We start from the raw sequence: 24,001 nt of genomic DNA, 5'->3' as shown, positions 1-24,001 counted from the left end.
GAGATGTTAGTATCGTATAATTGGTTAAAAGAATATGTAGATCTAACTGGAGTGACGCCGGAAGATCTCGAAAATAAAATTACGAATGCGGGTATTGAAGTTGAACATCTAAATTTTGTTGGCGAAGGGATCACAAAAGTGGTTGTCGGATATGTTGAATCAAGAAAACCACATCCTGAGGCTGATAAGTTAAATCTATGTCAAGTTAATTTAGGTGATGAAGTCGTTCAGATTGTCTGCGGAGCTCCAAATGTTGATGCTGGGCAATATGTTCCGGTTGCTAAAGTAGGTGCAAGACTTCCTGGAGGCGTTAAGATTAAACGTGCTAAACTTAGAGGCGAAGTATCGAGCGGCATGATTTGTTCACTAAGTGAGCTCGGGGTAGATCCAAAATTTGTTCCAAAGGAATTTGCAGAGGGCATCTATGTATTCAAAGATGAGGTGGTCGTAGGTGAAGATGCCCTTCCGTATCTTAATCTAAATGATTACATCCTTGAACTTGATATTCTCCCAAATAGTGCCCATTGTTTAAATATGATTGGAGTGGCCCATGAAGTTGCGGCGATCCTTGATCGAGAAGTCAAGTATCCGAATGTTGATTTACAGGAAGAGGCAGCTTCCGTTTTATCCAAACTAGACGTTAAAATCACGAGCGGAGCAGAGGAAGTCGTACCATATTATGGCGCAAGGATTATGACAGACATTACGATCGCTCCGTCCCCTGCTTGGATGCAAAATAGACTTATAGCAGCAGGCATTAGACCGATCAATAATATTGTTGATATATCGAATTATGTCATGATAGAGTATGGTCAACCGCTTCATACGTTTGATTTTGATACGTTTAACAGTGATCAAGTTGAAGTGAGATTGGCTAATGATAAAGAAAGAATAACGACACTTGATGGCACAGAACGTACCCTTTTATCTTCTGATATAGTGATAACAAATGGACAAAAAGCGGTCGCTATTGCTGGAGTCATGGGAGGCTTTGATACCGAAGTCACGTCAAATACAAAGACGATTCTTCTAGAATCAGCACTTTTTGACGCACGTTCGATCAGGCGCACAGCCTCTCGTCTCAACTTACGTACAGATGCAAGCAGTCGTTATGAAAAGGGACTTGACTATAATCGAGTCACTGCAGCATCAAACCGTGCGGCAAGTCTTATTTCTGAGATTGCGGGTGGAAAAGTCTTAAGCGGCTTTGCGGAAAGTGGAGAAAGAGTGATTGAACCAGAAACCATCAATATGCCTTGGCAAGTCATTAATGATAAGTTGGGAACAACGCTTACTTCAGAAGAAATTCGTGATATTCTCATTAGACTTGGCTTTGATGTGAAGATTGAAAATGAGTGGATGCATGTTCTCGTTCCTACTAGACGACCGGATGTATCGATCCCCGAAGATCTTGTAGAAGAGGTTGGTCGTATTTATGGTTATGATCACTTGCCTGCAACTTTGCCAGAAGGAACAACAAGCAAAGCTGAATTAACGCCCTATCAGAAGCTTAGACGTAAATTACGACGTTATTTTGAAGGTAAAGGTTTATATGAAACCGTCACTTATTCTTTAACAACAAATGAAAAAGCGACACAATTAACCATTGATGAATCTACACTTAAAGATGTTGTGAAATTGAAAATGCCAATGAGTGAGGAGCACGAAACTCTCCGAATGAGTATCGTTCCAGGGTTAATTGATGTTGCTGAGTATCACATCAATCGGCAAATGCCAAATGTCGCCATTTATGAAATAGGTAAAGTGTTTAAAGCTCAAGAAAGCAAAGACCAATTGCCAAATGAAGCTGAACATATTAGTGGACTCATTACAGGTCACGTTCACGATAAATCTTGGAATAGTGCTCCTATGGCGGTAGACTTTTTCTATGTAAAAGGTGTACTAGAAGGGCTATTTGATTTAATGGGTGTTTCAAATATCATCAGTTATCGACCTGCTAAACGTTCGGATCTTCATCCGGGTAGAACAGCGGCAATTCACTTAAAGGATGAATGTATTGGCTATATTGGTCAATTACATCCTAACGTACAAAATGATCACGATCTGAATGAAACGTATGTGTTTGAAATTAATCTTGCTCATTTACGGGAACAAGCTCAACCCGAAATTACGTATCATAGTCTTCCACGTTTTCCGTCGATTACACGTGATATTGCCCTCGTGGTTGATCAAGCTATTTTTGCTGATGATATTAAACAATCGATACAAGAAGCTGGAGGAAAACTTTTATCAGATGTGATGATCTTTGACGTCTATGAAGGAGAGCACGTTGAAGAAGGTAAGAAATCCATTGCCTTTTCTATTACCTATTTAGATCCAGAACGAACACTCACTGATGAAGAAGTTAGCCGTGCACACGATCGTGTATTAACTTCTGTTAAAGAAAAATTTGATGCTGTATTACGCTCGTAAGTTTTAGGTTTTTGTAACTTATGATCAATAGGAAAAATGCAGGGTAGTGCGTGACTTCTACTCTGCATTTTTTTAGTTATAATAAGGCGGATTTTGTAAATTCAAAATATGGTCTTCCAATGGTAACAAAGATTCTTTAGTCGTACGAATATTTTATTTATATTGGTAAGTGGGACTTTCCATTAAAAATTTAAAGAGACTCTCTTTTTCTATTTTTCATGAATAGCACTTTTTGATATGATAATATGGATATAGAATTATAATAGGTTATTTTTGAGGTGTTAAACACCCATTTTAAAGGAAAGATGAGGGTACGTTATCATTATGTTAAGTTTAATTATTGTTTTACTGTTAATAGCAGGTTTCTTTATCGGTTTGAGAAGAGGCCTTATTTTACAACTGGTTCATTTGACTGGTTTTATCTTAGCTTACGTTATTGCCTTCATCTATTATGGAGATCTTGCCCCAAAACTAAAATTTTGGATTCCTTATCCATCAGCTATAGAGCATCAATCTATGTTTGAGATATTCGGTAATATGAATTTAGAAACCGCTTATTATCGCGCTATTGCCTTTGTCATCATTTTTATCGCGGTGAAAATTGTGATGCAAATAATTGGATCCATGTTGGATTTTCTAGCTCATTTACCAATCATTCACACAGTGAACCGACTTTTGGGTGGCGTTTTAGGATTTGTAGAGATCTACTTAATTGTCTTTATTTTGCTCTACATCGGTGCATTAACACCGTTTTGGGGATTAGATTCAATCATTAGTCATTCTTCCATCGCTGAGGCCATGATTGAACACACGCCAGTCATGTCTGATAAACTAAAAGCCATGTGGCTTGCTTATATCAAATAATTTAAATGAGTCTTCGTTTCGTGTAAATAGACGCGAAATAAAAAGCTTCTCTTAAGGTAGAGAGGCTTTTTGTATGATACCGTTAAAGAAGAGTTTGAAGAAAAGTCATGTTAAAATATGTACAAGCTCCACCTAAATAGAAAGGATGACGTCTTTGCATAAAAAAGCCATAATCCAACATTTAGAATTAATTGCGACTTATTTAGAAATTAAGGGGGAAAACTCCTTCAAAATAGCTGCTTATCGAAAAGCAGCACAAGCCCTAGAAAATGATGATCGATCTATGGCATTAATTGATGATGTGACAAAGATCGCAGGCATCGGTAAAGGTACAGCTCAAGTAATTTTAGAACTTCAGAAGACAGGTGAATCATCATTACTTAGAGAATTACAATCGTCCATTCCCTCTAGTCTCCTTCAACTGTTGAAACTGCCAGGCGTTGGCGGAAAGAAGATAGCGAAACTGTACCAGGAACTTAACGTGGTCGATCTAGAATCATTATATAAAGCTTGTCAATCTGAACAGGTACAAAAACTACCGGGCTTTGGTAAGAAAACAGAAGAGAAATTAATTAAGGCCATCGAAGAGCAGCGAGTAAAGCCTGAAAGATTACCTCTTGCCTACATGCTGTCTTTATCTGAATCAATAGAAAGGATATTAACAACGATTCCATCCATCCTCCGAGTAGCTAGAGCAGGAAGTCTTAGACGGTGTGAGGAGATGGTGAAAGATCTGGATTTTGTTATTGCCACCCATGATTCCAAAGCGGTTAGTCAAGAGATTTTAGAAAAAGTGGCAACGCATGAAGTTGTTGGCCGGGGAGAGACAAAGATGACGGTCTTATTAACAGACGATTATCATGTATCCGTTGATTTTCGTTTTGTAACGCCAGAGTCTTTTATCACGACTTTGCATCATTTTACCGGATCAAAAGAACATAACGTTAGAATGCGGCAACTTGCCAAGAAAAGAAATGAAAAGATTAGTGAATATCATGTCGAACAAGAAGTAACGGGAAAACGATTAACATTCGATACAGAAGAAACTTTCTTCGAGCATTTTGATCTTCCGTATATTCCGCCAGCGATGCGTCTGGGAAAAGGTGAGTTTGACTTCGTAGATCAAGAATTTAAACCCCTAAAATTAAACGACATTCGGGCAGACTTACACATGCATACGACGTATAGCGATGGGGCCTTTACCATTGAAGAAATGGCTACGGCAGCACAAAAAAAGGGATATGAGTATATTTGTATTACGGATCATTCCCAATCACTTCGAGTAGCGAATGGACTATCTAGGGAGCGTTTAAAAAGGCAGCGACTGGAGATTGACCGCTTAAATGCACACTTTATTTCTAAAGGGTTTAAAATATTTGCAGGGGTAGAAATGGATATTTTACCCGATGGTTCTTTAGATTATGATAACGAAACATTAAAATCTTTGGACTTTGTCATTGCGGCTATCCATTCTTCATTTAACCAAAGCGAAGAGAAAATTATGCATCGTTTAAAGCAAGCAGCGATGAATCCATTTGTTCGTTTAATTGCGCATCCAACAGGACGCATTATTGGCAGACGTGCCGGTTATCCTGTTAATATTGAAGAGTTAATGCTCCTTTCTAAAAGTACTGGAACGGCACTCGAACTTAATAGCAATCCGAACCGATTAGATTTATCATCAACTTGGATTCGAAAAGCTGAAGAAATGGGTGTTAAAGTCGCGATCAACACCGACGCTCATTCCATAAAAATGTTAGATGATATGTCTATAGGTGTTGCAACAGCCAATAAAGGGTTGATCAAATCATCCTCTATATTAAATACGATGACAAGAGCAGAATTTGAAGACTTTATTAAAAGTTCAAAAAGGTGACAAATGAAAAGGGTTACTGGCTAAGTACGCTGGCATCCTGCAAGAAACGCCAGTACTAGCCCGTCCTGGGCGCCGGAAGGCTAAGAGCGTCAGAGCGTCCGCAGAGTTCCTTAGGACCGGCATTCCTCGCGTTGTGGTAGCTTCACGCCAGCCACAGGACGTGAGCGACTTTAGCCAGCGACCCTCTTGTATCCGCTACATGAGGACTGGAAAAACGAGCGGGCGCCGAGGATTCGTAGCTTATTATTTGGTGACTTTTTGAACAACCTCTTAAAAAAGGAAAAAGTCAAATAGAAGTGAAATAAGGACGTTTTTGAAAGGTGAAGGAGGAAAAAAAGTGACTCCACGAGTTTTAAATAGATTAGAATTTAATAAAATGAAAGAAAGACTGATGAAACAGGCGGCTTGTTCACTTGGTCAGCAAAAGATTGAAGAATTAAGCCCAAGTACGGACTTGAAAACAGTAGAAAGATTACAAGAAGAAACCGATGAAGGGGCTACTGTCCTTCGTTTAAAAGGGCACATTCCTTTTGGCGGAATATCGGATATTAGGCAGCACCTAAAGCGTTCTGAAATTGGTGGAATGCTGAGTAGTAAGGAATTAAGTGATATTGCCGATACAATTCGAGGATCACGAGTGATTAAGCGATTTATTCAAGAACTTGTAGAAGAAGAGGTTAATATCCCTATCTTGCTGAGTATTGTAGATGAAATTAATCCACAAGTTGAACTTGAAAAAAAAATCCGCCTTTGTATTGGTGATAATGGTGAAGTATTAGACACAGCAAGTGAAACACTTCGCACCGTTAGAACGCAAATAAGAACTTACGATAGTCGTGTAAAGGAAAAATTAGAATCAATTGTTAGATCCCCAAATACACAAAAAATGTTAACAGAAGCTATCATTACCATTCGTAACGGAAGACAAGTCGTACCAGTAAAACCTGATTATCGCCACAAATTCGGCGGAATTGTTCATGATCAATCAGCATCAGGTGCTACATTTTTTATTGAGCCACAATCGGTTGTCGAAATAAATAACAAACTTAGTGAAGCAAGAGCACGAGAACGGTATGAAATAGAACGGATATTACGTTTATTAAGTGAAGAAACATCCTTTGTTGCTAGCGAGCTTTATCATAATGTTGATCAATTAGCCAAATTAGATCTCATTTATGCAAAGGCTAAATTGGGGCATCAAATGAAAGCCACTCGTCCTCATCTCAACGATAAAGGCGTCATTAATATGAAACGGGCTCGGCATCCCCTCATTGACCCTGATCAAGTTGTACCCATCGATATCCGTTTAGGTGATCATCACCACGCCATGATCATCACCGGACCTAACACCGGGGGAAAGACGGTCACACTAAAGACAATAGGGCTTCTTACGTTAATGACACAAGCCGGTTTACAGATACCAGTAGACGAAGATTCGACGGTGAATGTTTTTAAGAAGGTGTTTGCGGATATTGGGGATGAACAGTCTATTGAGCAAAGTTTAAGTACTTTTTCGTCTCACATGACCAATATTGTTCGTATTTTGAATGAAGTTGACTTTCAAAGTCTTGTTTTATTCGATGAACTCGGTGCTGGTACAGATCCTCAGGAAGGTGCAGCGTTATCCATTGCTATTCTTGATACAGTTTTTGAAAGAGGAGCCACTGTGGTCTGTACAACTCACTACAGTGAATTGAAAGCTTATGCCTTTGATCGCAGCGGTGTTCTTAATGCAAGTGTCGAATTTGACGTGGAAACATTAAGACCAACTTATCGATTGCTTCTCGGTGTGCCAGGGCGAAGTAATGCCTTTGAAATTTCTCGTAAACTTGGTTTAGATGAAAGGATTATTGAAGAAGCTAGAAAACAAATTAGTACTGAAACGAATCAAGTTGATCGAATGATTGCGTCTCTAGAAAAAAATAGGAAAGAAGCAGAAAAAGCAGAAATCGAAGCAAGAACAATCAAAGAAGAAGTCAAAAAGCGGCAAATCGAATTAACAAAAGAGATGAATCAAATTGAAGAAAAAAGGAATCGGCTGATTAAAGAAGCTCGTTCTAAAGCTGAAGAAGCCGTAAATGAAGCAAAAAAAGAAGCAGAAGAAATTATAAAAGAGCTGAGATCATTAAAAGCACAATCCGGCAAGGTTAAAGAGCATCAATTAATTGATGCAAAAACAAGACTAGATCATGCTTTAGATTCCTTATCACAAAATGAAACTAAACGCCCTTCCCCTACGTATAAAAAAGAAACAAAGACCTTCTCGCCTGGTCAAGAGATAAAAGTAATAAGCTTTGGTCAGAAGGGACACGTTCTAGAGAAAATTAATGACCATGAATATCGTGTTCAAATTGGTATTCTAAAAATGAATGTCTCTGCACAGGATATTAAGCCAATTAAAGTGGATAAAGAAGTCAAGCCTGTTGTGAATGTTCGAACATCAGGGCATGTCACAAAAACGGAATGTGATCTTCGCGGGGATCGTTATGAAGATGCCATGCAAAAAGTTGAAAAATATTTAGACGATGCTTTACTTGCAGGTTATCATCAAGTTTCTATCATTCATGGAAAAGGTACAGGAGCTCTGAGGAATGGGGTTCAATCTTTACTGAAATCACATCCCCGTGTAAAAAGTTCTAGATTAGGAGGAGCAGGTGAAGGGGGCAGCGGCGTTACCGTCGTGGAATTAAAATAAGGAGTGACAGCTTTGTCAAATCTGCTTCTTGAAAAAAATGTCTATGTACACACCATTGCCTACTTTAGTGTGGTCGTTCTTAGTACCATTGTCTTTCTTGCGATATTCGAATTAGTCACAAAGTATCATAATTGGAAAGAAATAAAAGAAGGAAATCTTGCTGTGGCATTAGCAACAGGAGGAAAAATATTTGGTATAGCCAACATATTTCGTTACTCAATCGAACAACATGCGTTGATAATTCCAATGATTATCCAAGGCTTTTTTGGATTTCTTCTTTTACTTGTTGGTTACTTTATTTTCGAATTCTTAACGCCTACATTTAGTATTGATTTAGAAATTCAAAAGGGAAATAAGGCAGTTGGGTTTATCTCAATGACGATCTCGATTGGTTTATCGTTTGTCATTGGTGCAAGTTTGTAAATAACATCTCAAAAAAACGTTTCTAATCAACCGTTAGAAACGTTTTTTAATAATTCATTTTAAATACTATAGTCAGCATAATCGTCAAACATATTGACTTGTCCACCAAGATCGCTACGTGCAATTCGGTAAGCACGAGTGGCTGCGATAACATTTGAGATGGCGGCGATTATAAATAGTGTAGAGCCAATTAAAGAGATGGTATTAATTCGGATGATAAATTTTAAGTTACTTAAATTAGCTAAATCTTTTTGACTGATCTGATTTGATTGACTCGCTTGACCTATCTGGCTGGATTGACTGATTTGTCGGAATTGATTTTGTTGATAGGTCTGATTTGTTTGATACGGTTGATAGACTGGTGATGGACCCCCTCCCCGGACTCCATAGCCTTGGTCAGGTTGTGGCACTGGTAATGTCGATGCTACGACCATTATTATTCCCCCCTATAGTTCGTAGGCTAATGTATCATATTCCTTCTAAGACTTTTTTGTTCCATATTTTTTTACGCTTTTTAATAAACGGAATATATGTAAAAAGATATGACTGACAAAATCAACAATGGTCGTCATCACTAAATAATACAGATTAATCCATACAGCCTAAAGTGAAAACTTTCATCAGTAAGTTGAAGCAATCGGACCTTTACGGGTAGTTGATCCCCCATCTATCTTCTTTCAATACTCAAAGTTTTGAGGTGGGGTTCTTTACTAGCCGTTAAGTGGGATAAAATTTAAAGGACAATTCATATGCAATAAATGAATAGTCCTTTTTAGAAAAGATGACAGGCTATATGCTGTGACGCTTAAACAACGATATTCTCGACTTGAGGCCGTCCCCCCCAAATGATTTTTTATATGCAAAATAGGCGATTATGGCATTGACTGTGACAGCTATTAATGAAAGTGTGGAGCCTGTCATAGCAATAAAGCCGGCTATAGCTACGAGTCGCAACGTATTTGAATTTTTAGATGAATTAGTCTGAAAATGTGGTGATGAATAAAATTTTGACTGCATGTTGGGTTTTGTTCCTCCATGTCTAGAGTTTTGAGAATTCATGATGCCCCCCCTTTTTTTATCATCATTTGCCTACTTTAGTTTATTCAAGTTTTTAAAGACTGGTTCATTATCTAGAACAATTACTCTGCAGATGAATAAACTGTTTTTAACTCCGCTATCATTACATAAGGGGGTACATAAATGGCTCAAAATCGGTTATCCAACTCCGAGCGCGCTAAATGTATTTATTCGGAGTGTCCTATTTATGATGATTTAAAGGTAGCAGCACTAAACTATTCGAATCATCCTGCCATGTCTTATTTAGGTAAAGAGGTAACGTATCAAGAATTATACGAAAAGGCTCTAACATTTGCTTCACACTTAAAGAAAATAGGAATTAAGAAAGGTGACCGAGTGATGATGATGCTTCCTAATTGTTTGGAGGCTGTCATTAGCTATTATGGGACACTCTTATCTGGCGCCATTGTCGTCATGATCAATCCACTTTCTACGGCTTATGAGGCATCTTATTTAGCCAGCGATTCTGGAGCAAAATTAATCATTAGTCCGAACCAAAGACTAGATGTGGCTCATTTTATTTTTAAAAAAACCGAAGTCAAGTTCATGATTCTTATTGATAGGCCTTTCTCAATAAAAAATACCCAAAGCACTCATTTCAATATCCATCAAGCTAGAAGAAGGGGCCAACTTTTTCATTTTGGTCAGTGTCTTCGTACAAAAAGAGCCTTTAAGCCACCGACAATAAATGCAAAAGAAGATACGGCCCTGATCCAATATACAGGGGGAACAGAAGGACGAATGAAAGGGGTTATGCTCACGCATTTTAACCTTATGGCGAACGCGATTCAATCAGAATATTGGATGATGAAACAACTTGAATCTCATCAATCCATTTTATGTGTGTGTCCTTTTTATCATGTCTATGGTTTAAGTGTTGGCATTCATGTCGCCGTGCGGTGCCGATTAAAAATGATTGTGATCCCAAATTTTCAAGTTGATCAAGTTGTGCATCTCATCCATTCGATTAGGCCAACCCTGTTTCCAGGTGTGCCAACCATGTTCAAGGCGTTAGTTGAATATGCCAAACATCACCCAGTGGATTACTCATCATTAAAATTATGTATTAGTGGCTCCTCACCACTTTCAGAATCAACTCGACTCGCTTTTGAATCCCTTTCAAAAGGACGTCTGATTCAGGGTTATGGGCTAAGCGAAGCTTCACCTATTACCCATTGCCAATCTCTTTCAAAAAATAATGATCAGACATTTGGCATTGGGACACCCTATCCAGATACAAAGTGTCGAATTATTTCTCTTCGTACAGGCGAAGATGTCAATCAGGGTGAAGCAGGTGAATTATTAATTAAAGGCCCACAGGTCATGAAGGGATACTGGAATCAGGAGAATCTTACTCAACGAACCATTGTAAATGGGTGGCTCCATACCGGGGACATCGCTTATCAAACTCATGATGGGAACTATATCCTTGTTGGTCGAAAAAAAGATGTCATTATTGCTTCTGGTTTTAACATTTATCCGAATGAAATTGAATCTATACTTGTAAGGCATCCAGATGTAGAGGAGGCTTGTGTTGTTGGGATCCCTGATGAGTATCGAGGAGAAACCATTAAAGCCTATCTAGTTCTGAAAAGAGAGTCCCTTTTTGATCCAGCGGCCTATGATCATTATTGCCGAAAATTTCTATCATCTTATAAGGTACCTTGCTATTATGAAAAGATCGATGAATTACCAAAATCACATTTGGGAAAAGTAATGAAGAGATATCTAAAGGTAAAAGACGTAACCTGAGAATAGTTAAACGCAAGATTAGAATGATTATAAGTTGAATCAATGGCATCACATTCTATAAGATGATATACTCATTCACATAACAGAGAATTTAGGAGGTCATAAATTTATGGCAATTTCACATGTAACTGATGCAAATTTTGCAGACGAAACTTCAAAAGGTCTTGTCCTTGCTGATTTCTGGGCTACTTGGTGCGGACCTTGTAAAATGATTGCACCTGTACTTGAAGAAGTGGATTCTGAACTAGCTGATAAAGTAAAAATCGTTAAATTAGATGTTGATCAAAACCAAGCTACAGCAAGTAAATATGGTGTGATGAGTATTCCAACACTTATCCTTTTCAAAGATGGAGAAATTGCGGATAAAATTATTGGTTTCCAACCCAAAGAAGCATTAGTTGAACGTATCAACCAATATGCTTAAGTGTTAAAGGTAAACGTTTGAGATCCTCTTTTAAAAGAGGATCTCTTTTCATTGTATCGAGTTAGATTCTTTTTTTGCATCGCATGTGATCGTATTTAGTTGATGTGACCTCTTGCAACCATGTAAAATATGATTCAAGACAACTAGGAATGAACGAAAAAGGGCTGAAATATTATGGCTTCATTAAAAGAAAAATTAAGCTTATTGCCTGATCAACCAGGCTGTTATTTAATGAAAAATAAAGATAATGTCATCATTTATGTCGGTAAAGCGAAAAATTTACGCAATCGTGTCCGATCCTATTTCTCCGGCACGCATGATGGCAAGACTCAACGTCTAGTGAGTGAAATCGTTGACTTTGAATATATTGTTGTTTCATCAGAGATTGAATCATTATTATTGGAGATCAATCTGATTAAAAAACATGATCCCAAATATAATATTATGTTAAAAGACGATAAGAGTTACCCCTATATAAAATTGACGAATGAAAGACATCCTAGACTCCTAATTACGAGAAAAGTGAATCGCAAGAGCGGCAAATATTTCGGACCCTATCCAAATGCCACCGCCGCACAAGAGACAAAACGTCTTCTTGATCGATTGTATCCTTTAAGAAAATGTAAGACAATGCCAAATCGAGTTTGTCTATATTATCACATTGGTCAGTGTCTAGCTCCTTGTGTCAATGAAGTCACGAAGGAACAATACAAAGACATGACGAGCGAAATTGTCCGATTTCTTAATGGCGGTCATCAGGATATCAAACGTGAACTAAAAGAAAAGATGCTTGAGGCCTCTGAACAATTAAATTTTGAAAGGGCAAAAGATCTTCGTGACCAGATACAACATATTGAAACAGTGATGGAAAAACAGAAAGTCATGTTTGATGACTTAGATGATCGTGATGTGTTTGGCTACACGTATGATAAAGGATGGATGTGCGTTCAAGTCTTTTTCATGCGTCAAGGTAAACTTATTGAGAGAGATGTCTCTATTTTTCCTTTTTATCAGGAACCGGAGGAGGACTTTTTAACATACTTGGGTCAATTCTATCTTAATAACAATCATCTTATGCCAAAAGAAATTTTGATTCAGCGTGATATCAATGCTGAATTAGCCTCTGAAATCTTACAAGTTCCAGTTCTCCAGCCAAAGCGAGGTCGAAAGAAAGAATTGGTAGAGCTGGCAAAGAAAAATGCAGGAATCGCTTTGAAAGAAAAATTCTTACTCATTGAACGCGATGAAGAACGAACCATTAAGGCTGTTGAACAACTCGGTCAACATCTTGGCATCGGGGTGCCTCATCGAATTGAAACGTTTGATAACTCAAATATCCAAGGTGTTAATCCTGTCTCAGCGATGGTCGTTTTTGAAGATGGCAAACCAAAAAAGAAAGATTACCGAAAGTACCATATTAAAACTGTTGCAGGCCCCGATGATTATGCAACCATGCGGGAGGTTATTAGACGACGTTATTCTCGTATTTTAAAAGAGAAAGGCAGTCTACCAGATCTTATTGTTATTGATGGTGGAAAAGGTCAGATGTCTGTCGCCATCGATGTATTAGAGAATGAACTCGGTTTATCCATTCCTGTTTGTGGGTTGGTCAAAGATAGTAAACACCGTACCTCTCAGCTCATGATGGGAGATCCTGCAGAAGTGATTCCTTTGGATCGCAGGAGCCAAGCCTTTTATTTACTGCAAAGAATTCAAGATGAAGTCCACCGCTTTGCTATTACATTTCATAGACAAACTCGAGATAAAGCATTGACCAAATCCGTTTTAGATGATATTCCAGGCGTTGGTCCTAAACGAAAGCAAGCGTTGATCCGTTACTTTGGTTCAATTAAAAAAATACGCGAAGCTGATTTAGATGAGCTTAGAAAATCTGGTATTCCGAAAAACTTGGCAACACAAATAAGAACTTATTTTGAAAATCTGAAATAAACGGTTGTTCTATTGTAAGGGTTTTGTTATACTTCTATTTAATCTTAAATGAAAACAATGAGTGATAGAGGTGCGTGTTTTATTACTAGATGATAAGAGGACGTTTGGGGTTCGATGACGATCATTGAAAGGAAAACATGCCGAAGTTTAACCTTACTCAAACAAGGTTATGCTGGACTCGTACCTGAATAAGTACGAGGCTGTCACACTTTAATAGTGTGGAGAACTATCTTTAGCATGTTGAGGAACTGGGTCTATTATGTTCAAGCAACAACAGCGAAGATATCGCTGTTTTTTTTTATACTAATATACTAATAACAATTAGAAATAAAAAATACTTAATGAGCGTGATGATTAAATTCGGTTTGTTATAGATTTACTTATAAGTGCGTGTTCAAAAAGGTAACAAATGAAAAAGGTTACTGGCTAAGTACGCTGGCATCCTGCAAGAAACGCTAGTTACTTGCCCGTCCTGGGCGTCGGAGGCTAAGAGCGGCGTAGTTTTGAAGACCAGCATTCCACAGGATGTGGTAGCTTCAGGCGCCAGCCACAGGATGTGAGCGATTTTATCCAACGATCCTCTTGTATCGCTACATGAGGACCGGAAAAACAAGCGGGCGCCGAGGATTCACACTATCATTTGGTGACTTTTTGAACAACCTCTATAAATGCGTGTTCAAAAAGGCGACAAATTAGAAGCAAGAAGATCAAGGCGGCGTAGTTTTGAGGACCGGAATGTAGGATTTTACTACATGAGGACCGGAAAAACAAGCGGGCGCCGAGGATTCGCACTATCATTTGGTGACTTTTTGAACAACCTCTATAAGTTAGTTATCTTTATTGTAAGTCAAACTTAAACCCATTCCTCAAGGTGCCTGACGTTTTTCACACTGATGATGCCGAAGGGGAGACATAACATGTCAATTTCAGTCATGAAGTTTGGTGGAACATCCGTTGGCTCGGTGGAGAGATTAAAGCGAGTAGCGGACAGAATCATTAGCAAAAAAAATGCTGGGGAGCAAGTTATCGTAGTTGTTTCAGCCATGGGAAAAACAACAGACCAATTGGTTTCAATGGCAAATGAAATTACAAGCCAACCATCGAAACGTGAAATGGATATGCTTTTATCAACTGGAGAACAAGTAACCATCTCATTGCTTTCAATGGTCTTGCAAGAACGCGGTCACAAATCGATTTCTTTAACGGGATGGCAAGCAGGTATTCAAACAGAAGCCATCCACGGAACGGCACGAATTGAAAATATCAAAACACCTGTGATACTTCGATATTTGAATCAAGGTCATATCGTCATTGTAGCGGGATTCCAAGGGGTGGCAAATGGCAACATCACGACACTAGGCAGAGGAGGATCTGATACATCGGCCGTTGCGTTGGCATCAGCATTTAATGCTTCTGTTTGTGAAATTTATACAGATGTAACAGGTGTGTTCACTGTAGATCCTCGCTTTGTAAACAAGGCCCGGAAATTAAAAGAAATAAACTATGATGAAATGCTTGAACTCGCTTATTTAGGCGCTGGTGTTTTGCACCCAAGAGCTGTTGAATGTGCCAAAAACAACGACATTACATTAGTGGTTCGATCATCATTTGAAAACGAAGAAGGTACAGTCATTAAGGAGGAAGTTTCGTTGGAGAAAGAAAGAGCGGTAAGAGGACTTGCATTTGAAAAAGATGTGACTCGAGTAACTTTACTGGGATTACCTAATAACCTCGTTTCCTTATCTCAAGTATTTGACTTATTAGCAGCACATCATATCAATATTGATGTTATTGTACAAAATGTATTAGATGAAGAAAATGTTAGTCTATCATTTACTATTATTAATACATCGATTGAGGAAACGTTAAATGTACTTGAAAACAACAAAGAGAGTTTAGAATATCAGGATTTAAAGATAGAATCACAACTTGCGAAAGTTTCGATCGTCGGTTCGGGTATGGTTTCTAATCCTGGTGTGGCTGCATCAATGTTCCACCAACTTGCGGAGAATTCAATTAAAGTAAAAATGGTAAGTACATCTGAAATTAAAGTTTCAACCATCATTGATGAAAAAGATTTATTAAAAGCCCTTGATGTCTTGCATGCTGGTTTCAAATTATCAGATGAAGTATCGAAAGTCTATTAAACAAAATGGGCCAGCTAGGTTAATAACGAATTTAAATAATATAAAAAAGCGAAATAACGTATAAAACGTTATTTCGCTTTTTTTAGGTCTACTTAAATAGAGGTAATGGAAACTATGATTCGTCATGTAGGCGAAGTAGATTATGTATTTATACTATTAATCGTCTGTTGGTACGATACGATCCTTATTGTCCCATCTAACGAGAAAGATCACTTTTTTATCTTTTCCATTTTTGATTTCTGAATAAGTTTCAGTTATAAATCCCTGTTGTGTTTGAATTTGTTCGGCTAAAAATCCCGATTCTAATGTGAATGGTATTTCTGGGTTATCTTTAATTCTTGATTGAATAAGAGCGGATTGTAAGTGGAAAGTCATCTTGCTCTTGGCCTTTTCGATCAGTTCAAGACGTCCCCAGCCAGCCTGGTCAAAAAAATGGATTAATTCATCGATGGTGCTTAATGGATATCTACGAGCTAAATTTCGACCTGACCAATAAAGGATCATAGTCATTTCTTCTCCTAAAATTTCAGGCAGTAAGGCACTTCGTAATAATTCATATCCAAAGGCAGGGATCTGGGTATTACTATAATGCTCGGGTTTTGGCTGACTGTATTTTTTTTTCATCTTAATCTCTCCTCCACCTTTAATTATACTTAAAAAGGTCACAATGGATAAGTTAATCTTTATAGAGGATGTTCAAAAAGTCACCAAATGATAAGCTACGAATCTCGGCGTTGGCTTGTTTTTCCGGTCCTCATGTAGCAAAAACCTACATTCCGGTCCTCAAAACAGCGCCGCCTTGATCTTCTTGCTTCTAATTTGTCGCCTTTTTGAACACGCACTTATATAATAATATCATGTTATTTAACAATCTTTTATGTAAATTTTTTTAAATAGACAAGAGGCTTGCCCATTTTTAACAATATACAGCATTTCCCTCACCAGAAAAGTGTTTAAATCATATGATATCTTGACTAAATACCTTCCACAATAGTTCTTTTTTGACGAGCAGGGAGGGGAACTTATTGAAAGAAGATATCCAACGTCCGAAGCCTTTGTTAACCAAAAGGGAAAGAGAAGTTTTCGAGTTGTTAGTTCAAGATAAAACGACTAGGGATATTGCTCAAGAATTATTCATTAGTGAAAAAACCGTTCGAAATCATATCTCTAACACAATGCAAAAATTGGGAGTAAAGGGACGCTCTCAAGCAGTAGTTGAATTACTTAGGCTCGGAGAATTAGAACTTTAATAAGAATCGGCTTCTTTTTTAGAAGCCGATGTTTTTTCTTTGCACTTTAAGAAAGAAAAATTTAAGGTAACCTCTATCTGCTCCTTAAGGCCCCGCAATCGGCAAGTTTTCTTTAGATACATGATATATACCCATTTTTGGTTATTAGCAATCAAAGTTAAACTCATTCTAACAGATTGTTTTTAATTAGCATATGGATACATCAACCCGCAAGTTTTCTTATAATGGTTGGAGGGCCTAAAGCCTATTTATCTACTTGATTAATGTGATAAAATGGGTAAGAAGTTGTTCAAATTTTATAGAGGTTGTTCAAAAAGTTACCAAATGATAAGCTGCGAATCTCGGCGCCCGCTCGTTTATTCCGGTCCTCTTGTAGTAAAAACCTACATTCCGGTCCTAAGGAACTGCGCCGCCTTGATCTTTTTGCTTCTAATTTGTCACCTTTCTGAACACGCACTTATAAGAAAAAAATGTATAATAGCATGATTTGAATGGACATCAAGAATAAGAGATAAATGAGGCGATGAATGTGAATCAGCCAATAGGTGTTATTGATTCAGGTGTTGGAGGGTTAACTGTAGCAAAAGAGATTATGAGACAATTACCTAATGAGGAAATTGTCTACTTTGGGGATAATTTACGATGCCCCTATGGACCAAGACCTTTTACAGAAGTTCAAACATATACTTGGCAAATGGTTCATTATTTATTGAGACATCACGACATAAAAATGCTAGTTATCGCATGTAATACAGCCACAGCAGCTGTTTATGAACAAATAAAAGAGGCGCTACCTATTCCGGTGATTGGTGTCATCCATCCTGGCGCTCGGTCAGCATTAAAGGTGAGTCACACAAGACATGTTGGTGTCATTGGAACCATAGGAACGATCAACAGTAAAGCTTATGTTTATGCCCTTCATGATATAGATAAAAATGTTGTCGTGGCGGACCTTGCCTGTCCAGAATTTGTCCCTCTCGTTGAGTCAGGAGATTTAAATAGTCACCATACAAGAGAAGTCATCAGAGAACGATTAAAATTAATAAAACATGATCCGAAAATGGATACGCTCATCTTAGGGTGCACGCATTATCCATTACTAAGAGAGGTGATAAAAGAAGTTGTAGGAGATAAGATTCAACTCATTGATTCTGGAGAAGAGACAGCAAGAGAAGTCAGTACCATTCTCTATCACAAAAATATCAAACGTAAGTCAGAAACAAAGCCACATCATATCTTTTATACCACTGGTTCTCCAAGTATTTTGGGTATGATGGTTCAAAACTGGCTAGCTCTCTTTCCTGAAGTTAATACGGTGTCTCTTGAAGAAATAGAGATGATTGGATAGAGTATATGGTCTATTTTCATAGACAGCTCGTATACATGGTAGTACAAACCTATTTTAGGAGGGTACGCCATGCGAAAGAGGATCATTCTACTTTCAATAGTCTTATCATTATCAATCCTGCTTTCTGGATGCGGATTAAACTTGAAAGCAGAAGGGGATATTAATCCAAAACCCGATAAAATTGACTATGTAAAAAATAATGATAATAAAGCAGGAACGGTTCCTCGTGAATTGTACTTATTAGATGAATCAGGTCATTTGTCTCCACAAGTGGTCAACTTGCCGAAGTCAACATCATCTGCTAAAGATACGCTTAACTATCTTGTAAAAGACGGACCTGTTAGTAATATTTTACCTAATGGTTTTATGGCTGTTTTGCCTGCGGGAACAATGGTTAATAAGACGTCTTTGAAAAAAGATGGGACCTTTGTTGCTGATTTTTCAAAGGATCTGTTGTCATATAAGCCAAGTGATGAGGCCGCTATTTTTCAATCGATCACGTGGACCTTAACGCAGTTTAAAGAGATCAAACGTGTTCAGTTTAAAGTGGATGGGAAACTACAAAATCAGTTAAAATATAGCGGTAAACGGATTGGCCGTGGTTTAATTCGAAAAGATGGGATCAATTCAGAACTTGGCCAAGCCTTTGATATGACAAGAAGTCAAAGTGTAACAGTCTACTATCTTGCTAATCATCATGGTGAGCATTACTATGTTCCAGTGACAACCCGTGTTCCATTGTCGAAAGGCGGAGCTGCGGCGGCTGCTGTTAATGCCTTGATTGAAGGGCCGCCAGATGATGATTTAACATCAACACTCGGCGTTGATGTCGCTTTAACAAAAGCACCCGTGATAAAAAATGGCGTCGCTATTTTAAACTTTAACAAAGCCCTTTTCTCAAGTAATAAGAAAAAATCCGTCAGTAGGGAAGCTATTAATTGTTTAGCTTTAACCTTAACGGCTCAACCGAATATTAAAAAAGTCAAGATTAATGTTGAAGGATCTAAGAGCGTTATGCTGGAATCCGGTGAACCAATAACCGTGCCCGTGAGTCGTCCGGTTGTAAATAAGACGGGGGTGTAGGACCATCATAATTTGTATTAAGGGAAAAGGATAGCATCAGAAAAAAGGCAATGAAGGGCATTACACCGGGAAGGACTAATACCTTTATAGTGACGAAAGCTTTCGTTGACAAACCACATTTAATAAGATACAACTGTTACCTTTTAATCGTTGACTGTAAATATGTTATAGTTAAGGGGGCGACGACTTGTTGCCTCTATTTTTACACTTTAAGAAAGTAAAAAAATTTAAGGTATAAAGTATAAGTGCGGGCTTAGGCCTCTGTCTGCGCCTTACAGGCTGGCCAATCGGCAAGTTTTCTTTAATGAAATCATACCTATTTGGAGGATTATCATGAGACAAGACGGAAGAGAAAATAATGAATTAAGACCCATACATATTGAACCGAATTATACAATACATCCAGAAGGATCAGTTCTTATCACAGTAGGGAATACAAAGGTGATCTGTACAGCAACCATAGAAGATCGTGTTCCTCCTTTCATGAGAGGTCAAGGCAAAGGATGGATCACAGCAGAATATGCGATGTTACCACGAGCAACAGCGCAAAGAACGATCCGAGAATCCAGTAAAGGAAAAGTTACAGGTCGTACAATGGAAATTCAACGTTTGATTGGCCGTGCCCTTCGTTCAGTCGTTGAATTGGATAAGATGGGTGAGAAAACGCTTTGGTTAGATTGTGATGTTATTCAAGCTGATGGAGGGACACGAACAGCCTCCATAACAGGAGCGTTTGTTGCTATGGTTCTTGCTTTTAGAAAGGCTGTTAATCAAAAACAAATTAAAGCGATGCCGGTGAAAACATACCTTGCAGCCACCTCTGTTGGTATTCATCCAACCGCTGGACCGATACTTGATTTATGTTATCAAGAAGATTCTAGTGCAGACGTGGATATGAACATTGTGATGACAGGAAAAGGCGAATTTGTCGAGATTCAAGGCACTGGGGAAGAAGCGACGTTCTCTGAAGAACATTTGGCAACATTAATAGGTTTAGCAAAAAAAGGGATAAGGGAATTGATTAGTGTACAAAAGACCATTTTAGGTGACGAAAATTTTGAGTAACAACTTGCGTTTATCCATTTCTTGAATTATTTAGTATTGACTCAAGGAATGTGCCATATGTATAACATTGCGCTTAAAAATTTTGGAGGGGTTTCATGCAACAAATCATGATTGCTTCAAATAATCAAGGAAAAGTAAAAGAATTCAAGGCGTTATTGTCATCATTTGATGTCAAGGTTCTCTCGTTATCTGATCTAGATGAGCCCATTGATGTCGAGGAAACCGGCGAGACATTTGAAGAAAATGCAGCTCTAAAAGCCGAAGAAATATGTGCAAGGACGAATATGATCACGATAGCAGATGATTCAGGTCTCGTGGTTGATGCTTTGGATGGCAGACCTGGTGTTTATTCTGCAAGATATGCGGGATTGGATAAAAACGATCAACACAATACGGAAAAAGTCCTCTCAGAACTTAAAGAGGTTCCAGAGGACGAACGGACAGCTCGATTTGTTTGTGTTCTTGCCTTAGCCATTCCTGGGAAACAAACTGAATTTTTCAGAGGGATTTGTGAAGGGAAAATTACGGAAGCGCCGATTGGCGAAGGTGGATTTGGCTATGATCCGATCTTTTATTTTCCACAAAAAGGGAAAACTCTAGCAGAACTGTCTCAACCTGAGAAAAATAAAATCAGTCACCGAGGTCATGCTTTAGAACAGTTAAAAACCTATTGGAAAGAATGGAGAGGGGGTTTCTAAATGAAACTCATCATCACAAGTGACAGCCATGGGTTGACCGATGAATTAATGGATCTTGTCAAACGTCATCAAGATGCGGATGCTTTTATTCATTGTGGTGATTCAGAACTTACTCCAGATAGTAGTCAGATGGCACCATACATCGCAGTGAAAGGGAACTGTGATTTTCGCGGGGATTTTCCGGAGTTTGTTGTAAAATCATTGGAAGGTTTAAACGTATTTGTCACTCATGGTCATCTTGTGGGTGTCAAACAGTCACCTATGAATTTAATCTATAAAGCTCTGGAACAAGAAGCTCAAATTGCATGTTTTGGACACACGCATGTTGCAGTAGCTTTTAAAGAGGGAAACTGCGTTTTTATTAATCCGGGAAGTCTCCTTCTTCCAAGAAACAGTGCCTACCGCACCTATGTCGTTTGTGATGTCAGCCCGGATCACAAAGAAATCAACGTGCAATATATGGACATCCATGGGCAGCCTGTTGATGAATTTTCTAATAGTTTTACGTTGGAGTAAAGTTGATACTGGAATAGACTACCTTAAAAAGCTGGGCGGTACTGCTCAGCTTTTTATTGATAGGAGGAATCTAGTGGCATTCTATGATTAAAATATGTTATATTTAAAGTAATGAGAACAGTACATATGGAAAACTAGTATTATTAAATAAATTACCAAAAAAAATATTGACATATTGTTAATAATCATTTATATTTATATATGTCGTTAAGAAACATCAAGATATGCGGGTGTAGTTTAGTGGTAAAACAAGAGCCTTCCAAGCTCTGGTCGTGAGTTCGATTCTCATCACCCGCTCCATAATAAAATAATTATATATGTATATGTCCCAGTAGCTCAGCTGGATAGAGCATACGCCTTCTAAGCGTACGGTCGGGAGTTCGAATCTCTCCTGGGACGTTCTCTAGTAATTTGAACTTTATTGAAATACCCTTAATGCTTGAAGATGTTGATATATCAACATCTTCAAGCGTTTTTTTGTTTTTTGTAATCATTGTGGATAATTATTTTAAAATTTTTCTACACAAATTTTACACAAGATTTTTATTATAGGGTTAATTAGTAGTTTGTCGGAACAGAAGTATAGATTTAAGCACGCAGTATTTTGAGTAGAAAATTTTATATCTAAGTTAAGTGCTTCTTTTCTATTTTGCCATTACTGATTAACCCAGTTAGTTGAAATACATTAATAAGGACTTATGGGCAGATGCACATTTTGTGGGTACAAGTTGATAGGTTAATGCCTCAAGAATATGATGTTGTGAGAATAAAAAGTAAAGGAAGTGTCATTTCTATGTATGAGAACTATCATGATATGTTTTATTACGATCCATATCATCATGAAGATTATTCATTTCCAACCTCGTTTCAAGAGGAGAATTATTATCAAGCTCCGATTGATGAAAGACAGATGGGAGGATTTCCGCCTCCATTTACCCCTCCTGGCCAAGGTTCGATGGGAGGATTTCCTCCGTTTGCCCCTCCTGGCCAAGGTCCAGCGGCTGGACCACCAACTGCACCACCGCCTTCTTTTACTCCACAACAACAACCAGAAACTTATGCAGTTGATCCAGGTGGTATTGCCAGATGTTTATTTAGATACACGTATGTATGGTTAAGAGGTTTTGAACAATTTTGGTTTTATCCAATATTTGTTGGGCGACATTCAGTCACAGGGTATCGTTGGACTGGATTTAGATGGGTTTATTTCGGAATAAGTTTACGACAAATTCAATCGTTCACTTGCTATTAATTGATATTAGCCCTCAACCACGTTGGAAGAGGGCTATTTTTATTAACCACATTTCATTAAAGGATTATTGAGTCATATTTCTTGTTGCTTCTTGTACAGCGCTACTCGCTTGTTGAAATGGTTTTTGAACGGCTTGTCCAACCTGCTGGCTAATATCTTGAACCATGTCTCCAAATTGTTGCAGAGGTTGTGTACCATTTTGCATATTTTCTAAGTACATATTTGCAACTATCCAGTACCCACGGCATCTAATACAGGAAGAACTGCACCAGTTATATTCATATTTTTCATATGTTAAACACTGCTTTCTTTAATTAATATGGATTTATTTTGCTTTTAATATTATGAACAACAAAATAAGGAAAAATCGATATCTAAAAGAAGTTGTTCAAAAAGTCACCAAATGATAAGCTGCGAATCTTGGCGCCCGCTCGTTTTTATCGGATACAAGAGGATCTTCAACTAAAATCGCTCACGTCCTGTGAGCAACGTTGAAGCTACCACATCCTGCGGAATGCCGGTCCTCAGGAACTGCCCGCTCTTTGCCTTCTTGCTTCTAATTTGTCACCTTTTTGAACACGCACTAAAAGAAATCAAATAGCCCAAAAAAAGGCTATTTGATTTGGCGTTTTTTATTAACATATTTCATTTCTTTATGTTTATACTAACCAAAAGAAGAAAATTATGGACTTGTTCTACCGCTATACCTATGGGTATGAGGATGAACACCATTTACAGAGGTAACACCTCTAAACTCATGATAGTGCCCTCCGTTTGGAATGGGAATAGCTGGTCCTGTTACACCTGAAATTCGATGATTGTGTCCATCGTTAACCGTTGTAAAGGTAAAATACCGATGAGTATGTGGAACACCAGTTGGAGCGGGCTCGGTTGTTCCAGCGTAATGATGATCGTGTCCCGCATCAAATGAAGTAATACCACTAATTTGGTGAACATGAACAGGGCGACCATCCCAAGAAGTGATAAAAAGTTGATGAGAATGATGTGTACCTGAGTCATCAGAGTGATACATGAAACCAGAAATAGGGATCTCCATCTCATTAGCTCCTTATAATCATTTTAAGAGGTTGTTCAAAAAGTCAACTAATGATAAGCGGCGAATCTCGGCGCCCACTTGTTTTTCCGGT

20 protein-coding genes, 2 tRNA genes and 1 riboswitch are annotated in these 24,001 nt (G+C 38.1%); of the genes, 18 read left to right on the top strand and 4 right to left on the bottom strand.

Annotation, left to right across the window (positions count from 1 at the left end; translation table 11 throughout):
- Positions 1-3 precede the first annotated feature (3 nt).
- The 5 genes from pheT to FG390_RS05970 all read left to right on the top strand — a co-directional run bounded on the left by pheT (position 4) and on the right by FG390_RS05970 (position 8,291).
- Positions 4-2,433 (top strand): phenylalanine--tRNA ligase subunit beta, encoded by a 2,430-nt coding sequence (gene pheT / locus FG390_RS05990; protein ID WP_141190125.1) that lies wholly within the window; start codon positions 4-6, stop codon positions 2,431-2,433.
- Positions 2,434-2,757: 324 nt separating this feature from the next.
- Positions 2,758-3,297, top strand: coding sequence for a CvpA family protein (locus tag FG390_RS05985; RefSeq protein ID WP_141190124.1), 540 nt, complete (start codon positions 2,758-2,760; stop codon positions 3,295-3,297).
- Positions 3,298-3,442: 145 nt separating this feature from the next.
- Positions 3,443-5,173 (top strand): DNA polymerase/3'-5' exonuclease PolX, encoded by a 1,731-nt coding sequence (gene polX, locus FG390_RS05980; protein WP_141190123.1) that lies wholly within the window; start codon positions 3,443-3,445, stop codon positions 5,171-5,173.
- A 337-nt stretch (positions 5,174-5,510) separates the two neighbouring features.
- Positions 5,511-7,868, top strand: coding sequence for an endonuclease MutS2 (locus tag FG390_RS05975; protein ID WP_141190122.1), 2,358 nt, complete (start codon positions 5,511-5,513; stop codon positions 7,866-7,868).
- 12 nt (positions 7,869-7,880) lie between these two features.
- A complete protein-coding gene (locus tag FG390_RS05970) occupies positions 7,881-8,291 on the top strand; it encodes a DUF350 domain-containing protein (protein ID WP_373681536.1) in 411 nt (136 codons plus the stop codon).
- Between the two features lie 59 nt (positions 8,292-8,350).
- On the opposite strand, the gene FG390_RS05965 is transcribed toward FG390_RS05970, so the two are convergent.
- Complete coding sequence (locus FG390_RS05965; RefSeq protein WP_141190121.1) at positions 8,351-8,725, bottom strand: hypothetical protein; 375 nt, start codon at positions 8,723-8,725, stop codon at positions 8,351-8,353.
- Positions 8,726-9,491: 766 nt separating this feature from the next.
- Between FG390_RS05965 and FG390_RS05960 the strand changes: the two genes are divergently transcribed.
- The 4 genes from FG390_RS05960 (at position 9,492) to FG390_RS05945 (ending at position 15,641) form a co-directional block, all read left to right on the top strand.
- A complete protein-coding gene (locus FG390_RS05960; protein WP_141190120.1) occupies positions 9,492-11,120 on the top strand; it encodes an AMP-binding protein in 1,629 nt (542 codons plus the stop codon).
- Between the two features lie 109 nt (positions 11,121-11,229).
- Positions 11,230-11,544 (top strand): thioredoxin, encoded by a 315-nt coding sequence (gene trxA / locus FG390_RS05955; RefSeq protein WP_141190119.1) that lies wholly within the window; start codon positions 11,230-11,232, stop codon positions 11,542-11,544.
- Positions 11,545-11,718: 174 nt separating this feature from the next.
- Positions 11,719-13,494, top strand: coding sequence for an excinuclease ABC subunit UvrC (gene uvrC / locus FG390_RS05950; RefSeq protein ID WP_373681535.1), 1,776 nt, complete (start codon positions 11,719-11,721; stop codon positions 13,492-13,494).
- Positions 13,495-13,551: 57 nt separating this feature from the next.
- Positions 13,552-13,731, top strand: a riboswitch (Lysine riboswitch).
- A 680-nt stretch (positions 13,732-14,411) separates the two neighbouring features.
- Complete coding sequence (locus tag FG390_RS05945) at positions 14,412-15,641, top strand: aspartate kinase (RefSeq protein ID WP_141190117.1); 1,230 nt, start codon at positions 14,412-14,414, stop codon at positions 15,639-15,641.
- Between the two features lie 156 nt (positions 15,642-15,797).
- Here FG390_RS05945 and FG390_RS05940 read toward each other — a convergent pair whose 3' ends face one another.
- On the bottom strand, positions 15,798-16,265 hold the full coding sequence (locus tag FG390_RS05940; protein WP_141190116.1) for a YslB family protein: 468 nt from the start codon (positions 16,263-16,265) through the stop codon (positions 15,798-15,800).
- Between the two features lie 401 nt (positions 16,266-16,666).
- On the opposite strand from FG390_RS05940, the gene FG390_RS05935 reads away from it, so the two are divergent.
- From FG390_RS05935 to FG390_RS05895, 9 genes are all read left to right on the top strand, one after another.
- Positions 16,667-16,891: a helix-turn-helix domain-containing protein gene (locus FG390_RS05935; protein ID WP_141190115.1), complete on the top strand. Its 225-nt coding sequence runs from the start codon at positions 16,667-16,669 to the stop codon at positions 16,889-16,891.
- Positions 16,892-17,414: 523 nt separating this feature from the next.
- Positions 17,415-18,239, top strand: coding sequence for a glutamate racemase (racE, locus tag FG390_RS05930; RefSeq protein WP_141190114.1), 825 nt, complete (start codon positions 17,415-17,417; stop codon positions 18,237-18,239).
- 69 nt (positions 18,240-18,308) lie between these two features.
- Positions 18,309-19,322 (top strand): GerMN domain-containing protein, encoded by a 1,014-nt coding sequence (locus FG390_RS05925; RefSeq protein WP_141190113.1) that lies wholly within the window; start codon positions 18,309-18,311, stop codon positions 19,320-19,322.
- 333 nt (positions 19,323-19,655) lie between these two features.
- Entirely contained in the window at positions 19,656-20,387 is a 732-nt protein-coding gene (rph, locus tag FG390_RS05920) for a ribonuclease PH (protein ID WP_141190112.1), read from the top strand.
- A gap of 95 nt (positions 20,388-20,482) precedes the next feature.
- Positions 20,483-21,085 (top strand): XTP/dITP diphosphatase, encoded by a 603-nt coding sequence (locus FG390_RS05915; protein ID WP_141190111.1) that lies wholly within the window; start codon positions 20,483-20,485, stop codon positions 21,083-21,085.
- On the top strand, positions 21,086-21,601 hold the full coding sequence (locus tag FG390_RS05910; RefSeq protein ID WP_141190110.1) for a metallophosphoesterase family protein: 516 nt from the start codon (positions 21,086-21,088) through the stop codon (positions 21,599-21,601).
- A 226-nt stretch (positions 21,602-21,827) separates the two neighbouring features.
- Positions 21,828-21,901: transfer RNA gene (locus tag FG390_RS05905), tRNA-Gly, on the top strand.
- 25 nt (positions 21,902-21,926) lie between these two features.
- A tRNA-Arg gene (locus FG390_RS05900) sits at positions 21,927-22,000 on the top strand.
- Positions 22,001-22,415: 415 nt separating this feature from the next.
- On the top strand, positions 22,416-22,853 hold the full coding sequence (locus FG390_RS05895) for a hypothetical protein (RefSeq protein WP_373681538.1): 438 nt from the start codon (positions 22,416-22,418) through the stop codon (positions 22,851-22,853).
- 64 nt (positions 22,854-22,917) lie between these two features.
- On the opposite strand, the gene FG390_RS15740 is transcribed toward FG390_RS05895, so the two are convergent.
- A complete protein-coding gene (locus tag FG390_RS15740) occupies positions 22,918-23,073 on the bottom strand; it encodes a hypothetical protein (RefSeq protein ID WP_181406395.1) in 156 nt (51 codons plus the stop codon).
- A 462-nt stretch (positions 23,074-23,535) separates the two neighbouring features.
- The gene (locus tag FG390_RS05890) at positions 23,536-23,910 is read right to left on the bottom strand and encodes a YmaF family protein (protein ID WP_141190109.1); all 375 of its coding nucleotides are present in this window, start codon (positions 23,908-23,910) and stop codon (positions 23,536-23,538) included.
- Between the last annotated feature and the right edge of the window lie 91 nt (positions 23,911-24,001).

This window comes from Terrilactibacillus laevilacticus (assembly GCF_006517395.1).
Classification (GTDB): Bacteria; Bacillota; Bacilli; order Bacillales; family Sporolactobacillaceae; genus Terrilactibacillus; species Terrilactibacillus laevilacticus.
The sequence above is the reverse complement of the archived record's forward strand: the minus strand, read 5'-3'. Positions and strand labels throughout refer to the sequence as shown.